We start from the raw sequence: 14,667 nt of genomic DNA on the forward strand, positions 1-14,667 counted from the left end.
CTGCCTCCAAAAAGCAGCCTTGAATCAACCAGCGCGCACCTCGTCAACTTTCCTCGGCTTACCCACCGGTTAATCAGCCGGGATGATGCCCGTAATGACGGATGCCGTCGTTACGAAGATCATCGAGAGTATGTTCGCTGTTCGGCCGGATGTAGGGCTCGGCCGGCGCAAGCTCAGCTGAGCAGCGGGTCAATGCCGATCCATCCTCCGGCACCAAGACGTTGTAGCTGCCAGCTTTGTTCTTACGGAGGAACCATGTTCCTTCGTGCGACACACGATAGGTATGTTGAACTGTCAGAACGCTGACCATTTTACTGGAAAGCGCACCATCAACGACACGCTTAACTCGCAAATCGACGAACCAAGGCCACGACATGATGAGGCAATCGCTGCCGCAGTCCCCTATCTCACTCGGTATCTGATCGACAGGGCGAGCCTGAACCTTCGCGTCAAAGCATGCCTGCTCAGCCGAAGCGGCAGAAGATGCGACAAGGCCGAACACCACGGCGGCGATCAAGGGTGCGTTCCGGATCACGAGTCCAAGCTACACTCGCCGGTGCTGACCGTCACCAATTTGTCCACGCCGCCTAGGAGCATCTAACGGCGTGCGGATGGATGTCTAGCTTGGCTATACCTTGCTACTAGCGAATTGGGAGCTGACAGGTGGTGCGCGTTTCATTCTTCCGGATGTTGATGCCAGGAATCATGATTCCGCTCGTGCTCGGCGTTCCTGGCGCGCGGGCGCAGAATGCAGAACCCGAGCAGCCGCGGGTCGCTGAGGCCTTTGACCGGGCGGGCAAGATTGTCGTGCAGCCCGCGCGTGATGTGGGCGCCGCGAAGACCGAGATTCCACCCCTGCTGCTTAAGGCGGCAGAGGATCCGTACAGCGTGGAAGGGCTGGCGAATTGCAGCCAGCTTACGGCGGCTATCAAGCAGTTAAACGGCGTCTTAGGATCCGACTTCACCACCGCGCGACAACGGCGAGAGAATAGGGCCGAGAAGATCGCGGAGGCTGGTGGCCGGTCGGTGGTTAATGCATTGATCCCCTTCCGTGGCGTCGTTCGCGAGATAACGGGCGCCGCTTCGGCGCAGCGGCGCCTGAATGCCGCAATCGACGCTGGATACGCGAGGCGCGGCTTCCTCAGGGGACTCCATTATGCCCGCCGCTGTCGTGCCGACTTTTAGAACAGGGCTGTTTACGCGGGCGGCCATTTGCCTGAAAGCCGTCGTAGTCGAAAGCGTTGGACCGGCGATGCTGGGACCCCGATTCGACGGGGTACGCGGCTGATCATCAAGAACCGATCGGCGCCTCAGCGGTTGTGCAGCCGCAACCGCACCACCTTGAAGTCTGTCCGATAATCTTTCTTATCGGACAGACTTGAGCTTGCCGGGCAGGGGTGGCAAATGTCGCAGTTCCTGAATGGGTGGACTGCGGCCTTGATTGCCGCTTCGCCTGGGCATTCTGCTCCCGAAACGCTGGACTCATGCCCTGAAAAGATAGACTCTGTCCGCAGTCCAAGCGGCAGGGTTGTGAACCGATGCGCGAGGCGGGAACGGACGATGCGAGTGACGCAGCCTGGAGCGAGGCCCATCGCCGTGAACTCGTGATCCGGCCTCTTGCCGCCAAGGTCACGATCAATGCCCAGACCGCAGCGAACGCTGCAGCCAACTTGGGTCTCGGACGCTCCCGCCTGTTTGAACTGATCCGGGCGTACCGCGCTTCACCGGAGCTCGCCTCGCTTCTCCCGGGCAAGCGCGGTCGGGTACGGGGCGAGCGCCGGTTGCTGAGCGAACAGGAAGACCTGATCGGCCGAGCGCTTCGCGAGGTTTATCTCACCGCGGAGAAGCCGAGCGTAGCCAGCTTGCGACGTTGGCTGCGTCACGAGTGCCTGAAGGCCGGCGTCCCAATCCCGAGCGTCAAGGCGCTGCGCGCTCGCATCGCGGCGCTCCCGCCGAAGGACATCATCGCCGCGCGCGAGGGCGCCAAGGTGGCGGCCGACCGGTTTCGGCCGGTGCGCGGCCGCCTTGAGGCAGGCTACGCACTCGAACTCGTGCAGTCCGACCACACGCTCGTCGACGTAATCGCAGTCGACGACGTGTATCGTCGGCCGATCGGCCGGCCGTGGATCACGCTCATGATCGACATTGCGAGCAGGACGGTGCCGGGCTTCTACCTCACGATGCTGCACCCGTCGGCGGTGTCGGTCGGGATGGCCATGCGCCACGCCGTGCTGCCGAAGGACCCCTGGCTCGCCGAACGCGGCATGTCTGCGCCCTGGGGCAATCAGGGCTTGATGGACCGTCTTCACCTCGACAATGCGCGGGAGCATCATTCGAAGGCATTGAAGCGCGGCTGCCGTGCCTACTCGATCGCGCTCGAGTACCGGCCTCGCAAGCGTCCCCATTATGGTGCGCACATCGAGCGGCTGATCGGGACGATGATGGGCGCCGTCCACCTGCTGCCCGGCACCACTTTTTCCAACGTCGCCGAGCGCGGCGACTACCAGGCCGAAGGCAAGGCGTGCATGACGCTGGCGGAGATCGAGGCCTGGCTCGCGGCGGAGATCATCGGGCCGTACCACGCCGATATTCACCGCGGGCTCGGCATCCCGCCTGCGACAGCTTGGGACGAAGCGGTCGAGCGACGGACGGAACTCATGCGGCTGCCCGCTGATCCGGCCACGTTCCTGTTCGACTTTCTGCCCTGCGAGGTGCGAGCGGTCACGCGCGAAGGGATCGAGCTGTTCAACACCCACTACTGGGATGATGCCCTGTCCTGTCATTATACTCGACTCGGCGGCAAGCTGCCCGTCCGGTGGGACCCGCGCGACCTGTCGCGGATCTGGCTCGAGCTGCCGGATGGTGATCATCTTGAGGTGCCGTACCGCGACCTTCGCCGGCCAGCGATCACCCGATGGGAGCAGCTGGAGGCGCAGCGTACCCTGCGCGAGCGGGGTCGCGGGGCCGTCAACGAGCAGCTCATCTTTGATGCCGTTGAGACGCAGCGCTTCATCGTCGCCGAGGCTGCCCGCAAGACCAAGGCGGCCCGGCTGGCCATGCAGCGCACCGCGACGGCGCTCGCGGACGCTCAACGCGTCCGCGCGGCCAAGCACTCTGATCTGCCCAAGCGTGCCGAGCCGGCGCCTGTGTCTGGCCAACTACCGCCACCCGCGCCTTCAGCGGGCGACCTCCCGTTCCTGGTCGACGAGAAGAGAGGATGACCAGATTCGCGCATCTGGCGGAAGGCTACCGCGACCAGGCGCTCTGGCCTGACGATGAGCGTATCGCATGGATACGCAAGGATCGCTGGGTCGGTTTTCCGAAGGCGGAGAAGGTCCGGTTGATGCTGGGCGAGCTGCTGGCGCACCCGCCTCGCACCCGCATGCCCTGCCTTCTCGTTTTCGGGCAAACAGGGATGGGCAAATCGCATATCGTCGAGCGGTTTGCGGACGAGAACCCGCGCACCTTCGATGACAGAACGGGGCTGGCGACCATTCCGGTCGTCGCCGTGCAGCTGCCGCCGGAGCCGACCGAGGGCGAGTTCTACGACGAAGTCCTAGCCGCGCTGGGTGCTGGCTTCGCCGGTGGCTCCGACATCGGACGCGCCCGGCAGCTTACGCGCCGATTGATGGGTCAGGTCGGCGCGCGCATGCTGCTGCTTGACGAGATCAACCACATGCTGGCCTGCACACCGCGACAGCAACGCATCTTCCTGAACACTATCCGCTACTTCGCCAACGATCTGCGCATTCCATTGGTCTGCACGGGCAACCACGAGGCGAGGGCGGCGCTCTTGACGGACGCCGCGCTTGCCGATCGCTTCGATGCGATCGAGCTCGTGCGTTGGCGAGACGACGAAGCCTTTCGGCTGCTCTTGGTGACGCTGGCCGCCATCCTGCCGCTCCGAAACCCGTCGCCGCTCGCCGAAGACTTGTTCAGGGCCAGGCTGCTGGAGCTGACCGATGGAAATACCGGCCGTATCTTCCGGCTTGTCGAGAACCTCGCCGTTCGGGCGATCCGGCGGAGCGCGGAGACGATCGGACCCGAAGACCTGGACGCCGATGACCTTGTGCTGCCGAGCGTCACCATGAAGGAGATCGCGAAACGCCAAGGGCGGCCAGTGTCGGGCGCGGCGGGCACTGCATGAGCGATGGTCGTCGACGCATCCCCGCTGCCGGTCGCCCCGCGTGCGCATCCCGACGAACTGATCTCGTCCTGGCTGGGCAGAACTGCGGCGGTCTACGACATGGACGTGGACCGGTTGCGTGCCAGCCTGCTGCGGAACGGCGACGTCGCTCCTAACGGTGTGGACGTTGGACTTGATCCCGACGAGCGGGATCGGATCGCCGAGGCGTTCGGACTGGCCCCGGGATGCGTCGCTGCGCTTGACCTCGGGCAGGCTTGGCCGAACCTTGCCGTGGACTGGCTACGCTGCATCAACCGGGCGAGAGACGCCCCGGGTCCTTTGCTTCTTTGCTGGTGTCCTACCTGTCTTGAAGAAGGTCGCAGAGCGGGGGGCGCTTACCTTGATCGTGAGGCAGCTCTTCCGCTGGTCCTCTGTCATCGTCACTTGCGATGGCGATACGAAAGCTGCCGCAACTGCGTGCCCACTCGCCAGCCGACCTTTGTGCACATCAACGGCGCGACCGAACTGATCTGCCCCGACTGTCGCAAGCTCCTTCAGACCGTTGTCCATCGTGTTCCCGCCAGCGAGTGGCCGAGTGACGATCGGCGCGGCGCCCGACAGTTCGAGATGCTGCTGGCATTTGAGAAATGCTTGCGAGCCGCCTGGCTCGGCCATTCGTCGCACTGGTTCGGGGTAGGCGAGGTCCAACCGTCCGAGTTCCTGGCGCTGCTCGACGATCTGACAAAGGCGCTGCTCGCGCGCAATCTGGACCAAACCAGCCTGATCAACCGCTTCCAATGCGAGTTCATCGGCGCTGTTCCGCACCACCGGCCTCGCAGTTGGGCGGACGCTTCCTTCCCCAAGCTTTCACCGAGAATGAGGGCCAAGGTACTGTGCGCGGTGATCGCAATTATCTCACGCGAGGAGATTAGCGTGCTGTTCTCCCTTTGGTACTGGACCAGGTCGTCGGGTTCCGAGGTCAAGGCCCAGAAGCTTGAGTGGTTGTTCGAGAACGCCACGACACGCGTGCAGGCCATGCTGATTCGAGGCAGCGAGCGGTGGCCGGCGGCCCTGCGGGAACGCATGCGCGTTCTGCATGGAGCGTCGGGTATCGACGTCGATAATGTGCTTGCACGCTTCGAGGCTATCCGGGCGGAGCTCGGCTTCACCAGCCTGGTCAGGCGCCCCGGGGATCCAGGTTGGCGCGGCAGTCTGGCGGACCTTCCTGCCTGAGGGCTCACGGCTGAAGCGGGACGGCGATCCCGTTCAGCGACGGTTTGCCGCGGATGGCTTCGCCGCTATGACATCGGCTCGGCAAACAGGGGGGAAGCGGACAGCATGAACACCAAGGATCTCGCCAAGCAGGTCGCCGACCACCTCGGCACGACGGAGAAGCAGACGCGCGACCTGCTCGACGCGGTGCTGAACGCGATCAGCCAGGCCGCCGCGGCGGGTGACGAGATCAACCTGCCGGGCTTCGGCAAGTTCAAGGTGAAGAGCATGAGCGAGCGCAGCGGCCGCAACCCTGCGACCGGCGAGCCGATCACAATCGCCGCGTCGAAGAAGCTCACGTTCGCGCCGGCCAAAGCCCTCAAGGATCGGCTCTGAGCGTTAGTGGCCGCGCGTAACCGAAGGCCGGCTCCGAAACCGGCCAATTTGAAGGAGGCGCTCGAGCGCGTGCCTTGGGCGTCGCGCGGGCGGGAGACGCCGATCTCCCGCCTCGCACGATCGATCGTACCCGTCGGCAACAAGGCGGGCGTGCCGAAGGGCGACCTCGCGCTCCATATCGCGATCCAGGATCCCGCCCATGAGGACTGGGTCATGGACATTCAGGGTACCGCCTTTCAGGTTGGGCGCGGCAAGCTCTACACCTGCTGGCACGTCGTGGAAGCGCTCCGCTTGAAGGAGCATGAAGCGTACCTCTGGGCGAACAGCCGGCTGAACGGCGTAGAGGCGCAACGGCCGTACCCGTTCGCGGCCGTCATGCGCTACTATGACCAACGGTTCGAGAACGGCGGACCGGGGATCGACGCCGGCATCCTGATCTGTCCTGCGACCGAGAGCGAGGAGGCGCCCTACGACGTGCCGCCGGTGGCCTGGGGAGACTCGACCAAGGTTGGAATCGGCGACCGGGTGCTGATCGGCGGCTTCCCGCTCGGCAAGGCGATGTTTTTCTCCAACGCGACCAACCGCGGGCTGGTCCAGCCGTCCTTTTTCGAAGGGATCATCAGCGCGGTGATCCCGGCCATACAGCGCGGTGAGACGCGACTGTTCCAGATCAGCTCGGTGGCGCTCGGCGGCATCAGCGGCGGCGTGGTGTGTGACGCGAAGACGGGTGCTGTGCTCGGCATGGTGACGAGCGGGCTCACCGTGGGCGAGATCAGCCTGCCGATCACCTACGCAATTCCCAGCGAGGTGCTCCGGCCCTTTGCCGATGCAATCAGCTTCGACGTCGGCGACGGGGAACGATGGCGCTAGTCGGACCGGTGCCATGGACGCCGCTTGCGCGGCGGGAATGGGAGGCGCATATCACTGTCATGGCGACCCGGTCCGATACGATCACCACTAAGAGCAGCAAGCCGGGCGTGCTCGGGCGCAGCGCAGCGACGGGCCGTTACGTTCTGGCGCCTGTGGCGACCAAGAAGGCGACCGTCTCCGACCAGCGTATCGCCGCGGCAGTGAAGAGCGTTCTGGCCAAGAAGAAGTAGCTTGCCGGCTGTCCAGACGTCGACGGACGACGTCTTCATTAATTGCCCGTTCGACGATGCCTTCGCGCCGACGTTCCGGGCACTGATCTTTGCGATCCTCGTCTGCGGCTTTCGCCCGCGCTCGGCGCGCGAGCTGGATGACGGTGGCCAAACCCGGATCGACAAGATCTTCGCGCTGATCGAGCAGTGCCGCTACGGCATCCATGACCTGTCACGCACCGAGCTGGACGCGGTCAACAACCTGCCGCGCTTCAACATGCCGTTGGAACTCGGGCTGTTCCTTGGCGCCAAGCGCTACGGCGGCAAACATCAGAAGGCCAAGCGTGTCCTGATCCTCGACGTGGAGCAGTTCCGCTACCAGCGTTTCATCTCAGATCTGGCCGGTATGGACATCCATGAGCATGGCGGCGACCCGGGTCGTGCGCTCCGCGAGGCGCGTGATTGGCTCGCCAACGTGTCACGCCGCGAGCTGCCCAGCGCCGACCGCGTGCAGCGCGTCTATGAGGCGTTTCTAGCCGACTTGCCCGATCTGGCGGCCGTGCTAGAGTTCGATCCGGATCGGATCCCGTATGTCGACTTCGAGCGGATCGTCGGCCGCTGGCTGATCGAAGCGCCGGCCGCGATCGGGGCGGCGTAAGACACATCAAAAGCCGTTACGCTCCCGGTCCGATAATAAAGATTATGTTAAGCATCTGAGCGATATTTTCCGCGGGCTCCCGTCACTGCAGCGCCTCCGTCCAATCACTTCAGCCTGGAGCCACCGTCAGCATGCTCCTGTCGGGAAGGCTCTCAAGAAGGTCCGCTTCGGCTCGGTTCGGACCGCTTACGACGCTATTCACGCCTGCAACGCCGGTCCGAGCTTCCCGCATGCCTGCCCTGCCGCGCTGGTTCACGCAGCCCGCTCCTGCAAGCCGCAGGAGGTGCAGGCCGGGAGGTCGGCCATGAGCTCCAAACATTGATTGCGCTCTGATCGAGGAAGGACCGACGGAACAGAACGGAGCGACGAGATTAGAATCCCTCACCGTGCCTGAACGAGGCACGGCAGGACGAGGACGAACCTGATGAACGAGAACAACCTGAAGAAGCTGGTCGCGCAAGGATTGTCCGCGATGCGGGCCGGCAGCGACGTCGCCGCCAAGGCGACCGACGAGATCAACAACGACGCGCGCCACCCGGCGCTGCGATCCGCGCTCGAAGAGGGCAACCGGACTTCCCGCCAATGGGCGGACCGCATCCGTCGCGCCGCCGAGCAGGCGGGCCCGGCCGATCAGCAGGACAACCCTGTGCTCGAAGCGCATTACGAGGTGAGCCGCAGGATCCGCGAAGCGGCACCGGACGATGCCTCACGCGACCTCGGCATCATCGCCAGCGGGCAGCTCGCGCTTCATTACTGGATCGCTTCGTTCGGGACCATGGCCAATTACTGCCGGCAGACCGGCATGGACGATGCGGCGCGCGACATGAAGGCGTGCGCGGACGAGGCCAAGCAGGCCGACGAAAAGCACAGCCAGCTCGCCGAGCAGTTGCTGTCTGAAGGCTGAACCGGTGCCGGCCCGCCTTGCTACCGACGACTGGCCAACCGGCATGATCTTACAACAGGAGATAATTGGTGCTTGAGCAACGAAAGCTGGGCGACGGGCTGCGCGTATCTGCGCTGGGCCTCGGTTGCATGGGCATGTCCGAATTCTATGGGCAGGCCGACGAAGCCGAGGCGGTCGCGACCATTCAGCGCGCGATCGATCTCGGCGTGACGTTTCTGGACACCGCCGACATGTACGGGGTAGGCCGTAACGAGGAGTTGGTCGGGCGTGCGATCCGCGATCGCCGCGACGCGGTGGTTCTCGCCACCAAGTTCGGCAACGTTCGCGGCGAGGACGGCACCTTCAAGGGCGTGTGCGGGCGCCCGGATTACGTCCGCTCCGCCTGCGAGGCGAGCCTGCGACGGCTCGGCGTCGAGACGATCGACCTCTACTATCAGCACCGCGTCGACCCCGACACGCCGATCGAGGACACGGTGGGCGCGATGGCCGGGCTGGTCCGCGAGGGCAAGGTGCGCCACCTCGGCCTCTCCGAAGCGGCGCCCGCCACGGTCAGGCGCGCGCACGCCGTGCATCCGATCGCGGCGCTGCAGACCGAATATTCGCTGTGGAGCCGCGATCCCGAGGGCGAGATCCTCGACACGGTGCGCGAGCTCGGCATCGGCTTCGTGCCGTACAGCCCGCTCGGCCGCGGTTTCCTGACCGGCGCGATCCGGCGGGTGGAGGATCTCGCGCCTGACGACTATCGCCGGCACAGCCCCCGCTTCCAGGGCGAGAACTTCCAGCGCAATCTCGATCTCGTCGCGGCGGTCGAGGCGATGTCGCGGGAGAAGGGCTGCACCCCTTCCCAGCTGGCGCTCGCCTGGGTGCTGGCGCAGGGCGAAGACATCGTGCCGATCCCGGGCACCAAGCGCCGCGGCTACCTGGAGGAGAATGTCGGCGCGCTCGACGTGACGCTCACCCGAGGCGAACTGGAGCGGCTCGACCGCGCGGCGCCGAAGGGGGCAACGGCGGGCGAGCGCTACGCCGCGCCGCAGATGCAGGCGCTGAACCGATGAGCGGGAGCGACGGACACGGCCTTGCCGGCCGCGTCGCGATCGTGACGGGCGGCGGTCGCGGGCTGGGCCGCGCGATGACGCTCGGGCTGGCGCAGGCCGGCGTGCGGGTCGTCGCCACCGCCGCGCGCGAACTCGCCGAGGTCGAAGCGGTCGCACGGGAGGCAGAGCGGGCATGCGGCGACGATCGGGTGCGGCCGCTGCTCGCCGACGTGACGCGGGTGGAGGATTGTGCCGCAGTCGTGCGCGCGGCGCTCGTGCGCTTCGGCCGGCTCGACATCCTGGTCAACAATGCCGGGCGCGGCATGAAGTATGTGAGCGACACCTTCCTGACAGAACCGACCCGGTTTTGGGAGGTCGCCCCCGACACTTGGCGCATGGTGACCGACACCAACGTCAACGGCCCGTTCCTGATGGCGCGCGCCGCCGTCCCCGCCATGCTGGAGGCGGGATGGGGCCGAATCGTCAACATCTCGATGAACCGCGAGACGATGCGACGGCGCGGCTTCTCGCCCTACGGCCCGTCCAAGGCGGCGCTGGAATCGGAGACCGCGATCTGGGCGCAGGACCTTGCGGACAGCGGCATCACGGTGAACGCGCTCCTGCCGGGGGGCGCGACGCTGACCGGCATGATTCCCGAAGGACTGCCGGATAGTGCACGCGACGGACTGCTGTCGCCCGAGATCGTGGTGCCGCCCTTGCTCTGGCTCTGCTCTGACGCTGCCGCGGCGGTGACGGGTAAGCGCCTGGATGCCCGGCGGTGGATGGGAGAGCAGCCCGGAAGTCAGCGCACAACTGACACGCTGGAGGATGTAGGCTGTTAGGGCAGACCACAGGACATATCCGCTCGGCCAGCCGTGGTCTCTTCGTCCTTTTGTGCGATATCCCTAGCGACAGGTCTTCTGCTAACCGAGACGGTAAAGGACCTGAAATTGGCCGCACGAAGCCGGGATCAAGAGATCCCGGCCCACTCAGCCTACCAAACAGCGGTCGGCCGCACGCTTCGTCCGCCAGCTTTGCAGCAGCTCGATCTGTCTCTCGTGCACCTCGTCGATAACTGGTGGCTCGGCCTGACAGGTTGCACCGGCCGCCACGACCTGAGATTCCGTTTTGTATCCCTTATCGCTGTTCATGTGATCTAGGAGTGCGCGCAGCATCTGCCGCCCTCTTACCACGCGGCTCTTGATTGTGCCGACGGGAACCTGCTCGATTGTGGCTGTCTCCTCATAGCTCAATCCCTCGATCCCGATGAAATTGATGCACCGCTGCTGCTCAGGCGTCAGGCGCGGCCATAGACGGCGAACATCGCTCAGCGTCACAACGGATTCCTGGTTCGACGCCACCGGAATGTCGGCGAGTTCGGCGGTCTCGCTAACTTGTACCGTGCCTCGACGGCGTACCTGCGAAAGAAATGAGTTGCGAAGGATCCGGAAGGTCCACGCCTTCATATTTGTACCGGCTTCGAAGGATGCGCGGCTGCGCCAGGCTTTCAGCACGGTTTCCTGAACAAGGTCCTGTGCAGTATCGGGATTCCTGGCCAGCGATCGCGCATAGCGCGCCAGACTAGGCATAAGCGCGCTGAGCTCGGCACCGAAGTCCGACCAGCCCTCAGATGGCAGATGCGGCTCGTCAACCGTTTGTTCGGACACGCGGAACCCCTCGCTCAATCGAACCGGTCAGCTGCTTTGGTACCAACCGGTTTACTTTCGGAAAACGCCAAGCCGATTGGTTCGTTCCGCTCGTCGGAGATGAAATATCAGTAGCGAAACAATCGCGCGCGACTGGGTACATGAAAGGCTGACAACAAGAGGTCAGCGCCGCTGCCTGTTCGCGTACCAAGCGCAGCCGGCAAGGAGTATCGCAGAAGCCATCAGGATTGCTCCAACAACATCATGGTCGTGCTGGAGGATCGCGCCGGCGACCAGCAGGCCGGCGGACAGGACGTTGGGATCTGCGCCCCGGGGCAATGCCGGTGGTGAGGAGACGGCACCTTTCTGCAACTCGATCGGCAGCGCACCCGACCGCGCAACCCGCTCGGCGAAGGCCACCAGCTCGGGCGAGGCGGCGGCCAGACGGCCAAGGCTTGTCGCCAGCCGGCGTCCGCCACGCTTGAGGCCGGCCGGGCCGATCCGCTCCCGCAGCAGTTCGCGCGCGATCGGTGCGGCGCGCGCGGTGATGTCAAAGCCGGGATCGAGCCGTCGCACGAACCCTTCGGCGATCAGCAAGGTGCGCAGCAGCAGGGCGAGGTCCGGCGGCAGCGCCAGACGATAGGTTCGAAGCAGCGCGAACACGCGGCCGAAGATGTCGGCGAGCTCGATCTGCTGGAGTACCGCCCCGCGGAACTGGCCGATCAGCGCGTCGAGGTCGCGGGTCAGCGCCTGGCGATCGACATCGGTCTCGCCCGACCATTGCAGCAGTACGTCCGTCACCGATCGTGTGTCCTCACCCGCGATGGCAAGGACGAGCGTGACAACCTCGTTCCGCCGGGCGGGACTGAGCACGCCGACCGCCCCGAAGTCGATGAACGCCAACGACCCGTCGGCCAGAACAAAGACGTTGCCGGGATGGGGGTCCGCGTGGAACCGACCGTTGAAGATGATCATCCGCAGCACCGCATCGGCATATCTGCCGGCGACGTCAGCACCGCCCTCACCCGCCACGTCAAGAACCTCGCGGACGGGCATGCCGTCAAGCCGCTCCTGCACGTTGATCCGGCGGCCGACCTGATCCCAGTAGAAGGCCGGCGTCCGGACGCCGAGCGGCTGCAGGAACGCGCCGATGCTCTCGCAGGCTGCCGCTTCTGCGCTGAGGTCCATTTCCTGCGACAAGCTCTCCGCGAAAAACCGCAGCAGTTCGTCGGGCTTGAGGCGGCGGATCTCCGGTGAGTGCCGGGCCGCGAGCCGCGCGATGCGGCGGAGCAGCCGTAGGTCGGCATCGACGCGTTCCGCGATCCCCGGCCGGCGTACCTTGACCACGACCTCGGTCCCGTCGCGCAAGGTTGCAGCATGAACCTGCGCAATCGACGCCGCCGCGATCGGCTCGCGGTTGAAGTTCGCGAACACATCAGCGATCGGGGAGCCGAGCGCGGCCAGGATCGTCGGCTCCAGCGCCTCGAACGGCAGCGGGGTCACGCGATCCTGCAGCGTCGACAGCGCCCGCACCCATTCCGGCCCGAGCAGGTCTTCGCGGGTGGCGAGCACCTGCCCCAGCTTGACCGCGACAGGTCCAAGGTCTCGCAGCAGCGCGACGACCCGCTCGGGCGTACCGAGGTCTACCGGCTGCTCTGAGCGACCGGGCAGCAGGCCCAGGCGCGAGGCGAGCCCGTTCAGCCCATGGCGCCCCATGATCTGGATGAGCTCGGCCAGCCGCGCGCGCTCACCGATTTGAGACTCGTCGTCGGTGGTGGGCATCACGCGCTGCAACCATCCTCCTGCCGCGGGCGGCAGCCATCGAGGAACAGGTCGATGCCGCGCGAAATGCGATCCCGCGCTGCCTCGTCGTATGCTGGAGGAGACAGCCCCAGCGCTGCGCGGCGCATGGGTGCGACCACGACGAGCGTGACGAACTGCTCGGCAGCGAACACGGGGTCCGCCAGCGACAGTTCTCCCTTCGCATCGGCGTGGGCGAGGATCGACGCCACCCATTGGACGGCCCGCTGGTAACCGAAGTCATGGATGTTCGCCGCTAGCGCGGGAAAGCGCACGGCTTGCGCGATGACGACGCGTTCCATGGACGCGATCCGGGGCGTCAGGAGCCACTCGAGCAACCGATCTGCGATCACGCCAAGTCGCGATCCAATGTCGGGTTCGTCGCTGCCCGACGGTTCGAGCGCCCGCAGCTGCGTGTCGATCTCGTCGAGAATGACCGCCTCGAACACACGCGCCTTGCTGCCAAAGCGCGCGTACAGGGTCCGCTTGGAAATGCGCGCCTGTTCGGCGATCATGTCGGCACTGGCGCCGTCGAACCCGTGTTCGAAAAACAGCTCGCGAGCGCTCTTGAGGATGTGCGAGGTCAGGCGGAGCGCATCCTCAGTGGTCGGTCTGCCCATTTTCCTCGGACGCCGACGTTTCTTTTCGTCATCGCTCAATCTCGTTCTCCTGGATCGAGAGTAGCGCGATCCGGACCGGTTGGCGAGAAATCAAACGGAGACGGTCGGTTGCTCACCCGCCAGCGAGATCTCAGCCAATGGCTGTCCTTGTATCGCGGCCGATCACTGCCGTGGCCTCGGCTTGTAGATGGGAAGGGACGGAGCCCCCACGCCCAGTCCCTCCTGATCGATGCGAACGGCCGCATCCCTGACAGCACCGACCTTGTTCCTCGCTGAACGAACCGTTTCAGGCAGTTGGGCCTGTTTGGCGGCCGTGCCGCGTATCGTGGGTCGAATAGCCTCTAGCCGAGCCGTGAATCGATCGGCACCGTCTCGGGCTCTCAACAATGTTCGGTTCGCTCTCGCGAGGACGGTCGCGCGGCGTTCGTCCGCTGCCGCTCTCAGTTGTTGGGCGCTGTCGCCGGATCGCTGCAAGGCGTCTCCCACGGCAATCACGCGGCCGCGCGCACCGGTGAGAGCATCGGACGCTGCTCCGGCTTTGTCAGCCCAACCAGCGGAACTCTCCGCGAGCGCCGCCAGCCGATCGCTGGCCCGCTGCTGCTGAGCGGCGTCGAGGTTGCGCGAGACAGAGTCCACGGTGCGGCTGATCTTCTCGACCAGTGCGACGGGGTCCCCTCCGCCGCCAAGGAGCCCGCCTTCCTTGGTGGGGATGACGGGAAGCTCCCCGTCGTTCGCCGCAACGATCGGGGGCGCGCCAGAGGTTGCACCGTCGAGGCTGATGTTCGCGGTGCCGGCCAGTGCCGATCTTGCGATCGACGCTTTCACGCCTGCGACGATGGGGATCCGCGGTTCAAGGCTGACGGTGACGAGAACCGCTGACGGGTCCTCCTTGTCGAACCGTATCGACGTGACGTGACCGGCCGGTACGCCCGAGAAGGTCACCGGCGACCCCTTCTCCAGACCGGCAACGCTTCCGGTAAAGCGGATCAGATAAGGGTTTCCGTCTTCATTGCGTGCATCAAACAGCCAAAGGGTAAAGACGAGGAGCGTACCCAACAGAAGGCTGGTGACCGCGAGCACAAGGAATTTATTCGACCGCGTTTCCATGAGAGACCATAACCATTAGGAAGCCGGACCAAATTTGTAAACCGTACCGTTTCCAAGGTGGCAAGGCCTGATCAGGACGAGGATG

Annotated in this window: 16 protein-coding genes; 11 read left to right on the forward strand and 5 right to left on the reverse strand. The window is 65.1% G+C overall.

Translation table 11 applies throughout. From position 1 onward, the window contains the following. Positions 1–73 precede the first annotated feature (73 nt). Positions 74–517, reverse strand: a complete 444-nt coding sequence (locus tag ET21_RS27905; protein WP_156029325.1) for a hypothetical protein — start codon at positions 515–517, stop codon at positions 74–76. Positions 518–663: 146 nt separating this feature from the next. Here ET21_RS27905 and ET21_RS0121635 point away from each other — a divergent pair, with 146 nt between their 5' ends. The 11 genes from ET21_RS0121635 to ET21_RS0121685 all read left to right on the forward strand — a co-directional run bounded on the left by ET21_RS0121635 (position 664) and on the right by ET21_RS0121685 (position 10,251). After that, complete coding sequence (locus tag ET21_RS0121635; protein ID WP_237751635.1) at positions 664–1,185, forward strand: hypothetical protein; 522 nt, start codon at positions 664–666, stop codon at positions 1,183–1,185. Between the two features lie 353 nt (positions 1,186–1,538). Further along, the gene (locus ET21_RS0121640; protein WP_018251262.1) at positions 1,539–3,221 is read left to right on the forward strand and encodes a Mu transposase C-terminal domain-containing protein; all 1,683 of its coding nucleotides are present in this window, start codon (positions 1,539–1,541) and stop codon (positions 3,219–3,221) included. Then, positions 3,218–4,147 carry a TniB family NTP-binding protein gene (locus ET21_RS0121645; protein WP_018251263.1) on the forward strand — a complete coding sequence of 310 codons (930 nt, stop codon included), beginning with the start codon at positions 3,218–3,220 and terminating at the stop codon, positions 4,145–4,147. The genes ET21_RS0121640 and ET21_RS0121645 overlap by 4 nt, the downstream gene beginning before the upstream one ends. A gap of 3 nt (positions 4,148–4,150) precedes the next feature. Then, the gene (locus tag ET21_RS0121650; protein ID WP_026189143.1) at positions 4,151–5,359 is read left to right on the forward strand and encodes a TniQ family protein; all 1,209 of its coding nucleotides are present in this window, start codon (positions 4,151–4,153) and stop codon (positions 5,357–5,359) included. A 105-nt stretch (positions 5,360–5,464) separates the two neighbouring features. After that, the gene (locus ET21_RS0121655) at positions 5,465–5,734 is read left to right on the forward strand and encodes an HU family DNA-binding protein (RefSeq protein WP_018251265.1); all 270 of its coding nucleotides are present in this window, start codon (positions 5,465–5,467) and stop codon (positions 5,732–5,734) included. Positions 5,735–5,782: 48 nt separating this feature from the next. Then, positions 5,783–6,604 (forward strand): serine protease, encoded by an 822-nt coding sequence (locus ET21_RS0121660; RefSeq protein WP_018251266.1) that lies wholly within the window; start codon positions 5,783–5,785, stop codon positions 6,602–6,604. Continuing rightward, a complete protein-coding gene (locus ET21_RS0121665) occupies positions 6,595–6,834 on the forward strand; it encodes a hypothetical protein (protein ID WP_018251267.1) in 240 nt (79 codons plus the stop codon). The genes ET21_RS0121660 and ET21_RS0121665 overlap by 10 nt, the downstream gene beginning before the upstream one ends. A 1-nt stretch (position 6,835) precedes the next feature. Continuing rightward, positions 6,836–7,471: a hypothetical protein gene (locus tag ET21_RS0121670; protein WP_018251268.1), complete on the forward strand. Its 636-nt coding sequence runs from the start codon at positions 6,836–6,838 to the stop codon at positions 7,469–7,471. A 424-nt stretch (positions 7,472–7,895) separates the two neighbouring features. Beyond that, entirely contained in the window at positions 7,896–8,375 is a 480-nt protein-coding gene (locus ET21_RS0121675; RefSeq protein ID WP_018251269.1) for a ferritin-like domain-containing protein, read from the forward strand. Positions 8,376–8,440: 65 nt separating this feature from the next. Next, positions 8,441–9,430 (forward strand): aldo/keto reductase, encoded by a 990-nt coding sequence (locus tag ET21_RS0121680; RefSeq protein ID WP_260449704.1) that lies wholly within the window; start codon positions 8,441–8,443, stop codon positions 9,428–9,430. Next, complete coding sequence (locus tag ET21_RS0121685; RefSeq protein ID WP_018251271.1) at positions 9,427–10,251, forward strand: SDR family NAD(P)-dependent oxidoreductase; 825 nt, start codon at positions 9,427–9,429, stop codon at positions 10,249–10,251. The genes ET21_RS0121680 and ET21_RS0121685 overlap by 4 nt, the downstream gene beginning before the upstream one ends. Before the next feature lie 147 nt (positions 10,252–10,398). Here the strand turns inward: ET21_RS0121685 and ET21_RS26170 are convergent, their stop codons facing one another. From ET21_RS26170 to ET21_RS0121705, 4 genes are all read right to left on the reverse strand, one after another. Further along, positions 10,399–11,076, reverse strand: coding sequence for a sigma-70 family RNA polymerase sigma factor (locus ET21_RS26170; protein ID WP_237751636.1), 678 nt, complete (start codon positions 11,074–11,076; stop codon positions 10,399–10,401). 162 nt (positions 11,077–11,238) lie between these two features. After that, a complete protein-coding gene (locus tag ET21_RS0121695) occupies positions 11,239–12,837 on the reverse strand; it encodes an AarF/ABC1/UbiB kinase family protein (protein ID WP_018251273.1) in 1,599 nt (532 codons plus the stop codon). Beyond that, positions 12,837–13,475 carry a TetR/AcrR family transcriptional regulator gene (locus tag ET21_RS0121700; RefSeq protein WP_018251274.1) on the reverse strand — a complete coding sequence of 213 codons (639 nt, stop codon included), beginning with the start codon at positions 13,473–13,475 and terminating at the stop codon, positions 12,837–12,839. The genes ET21_RS0121695 and ET21_RS0121700 overlap by 1 nt, the downstream gene beginning before the upstream one ends. 162 nt (positions 13,476–13,637) lie before the next feature. Further along, positions 13,638–14,582 carry an MlaD family protein gene (locus ET21_RS0121705; RefSeq protein WP_030541331.1) on the reverse strand — a complete coding sequence of 315 codons (945 nt, stop codon included), beginning with the start codon at positions 14,580–14,582 and terminating at the stop codon, positions 13,638–13,640. Positions 14,583–14,667: the final 85 nt, after the last annotated feature.

Origin of the sequence: Sphingobium sp. DC-2, from assembly GCF_000722555.1 — a bacterium.
GTDB lineage: Bacteria > Pseudomonadota > Alphaproteobacteria > Sphingomonadales > Sphingomonadaceae > Sphingobium > Sphingobium quisquiliarum.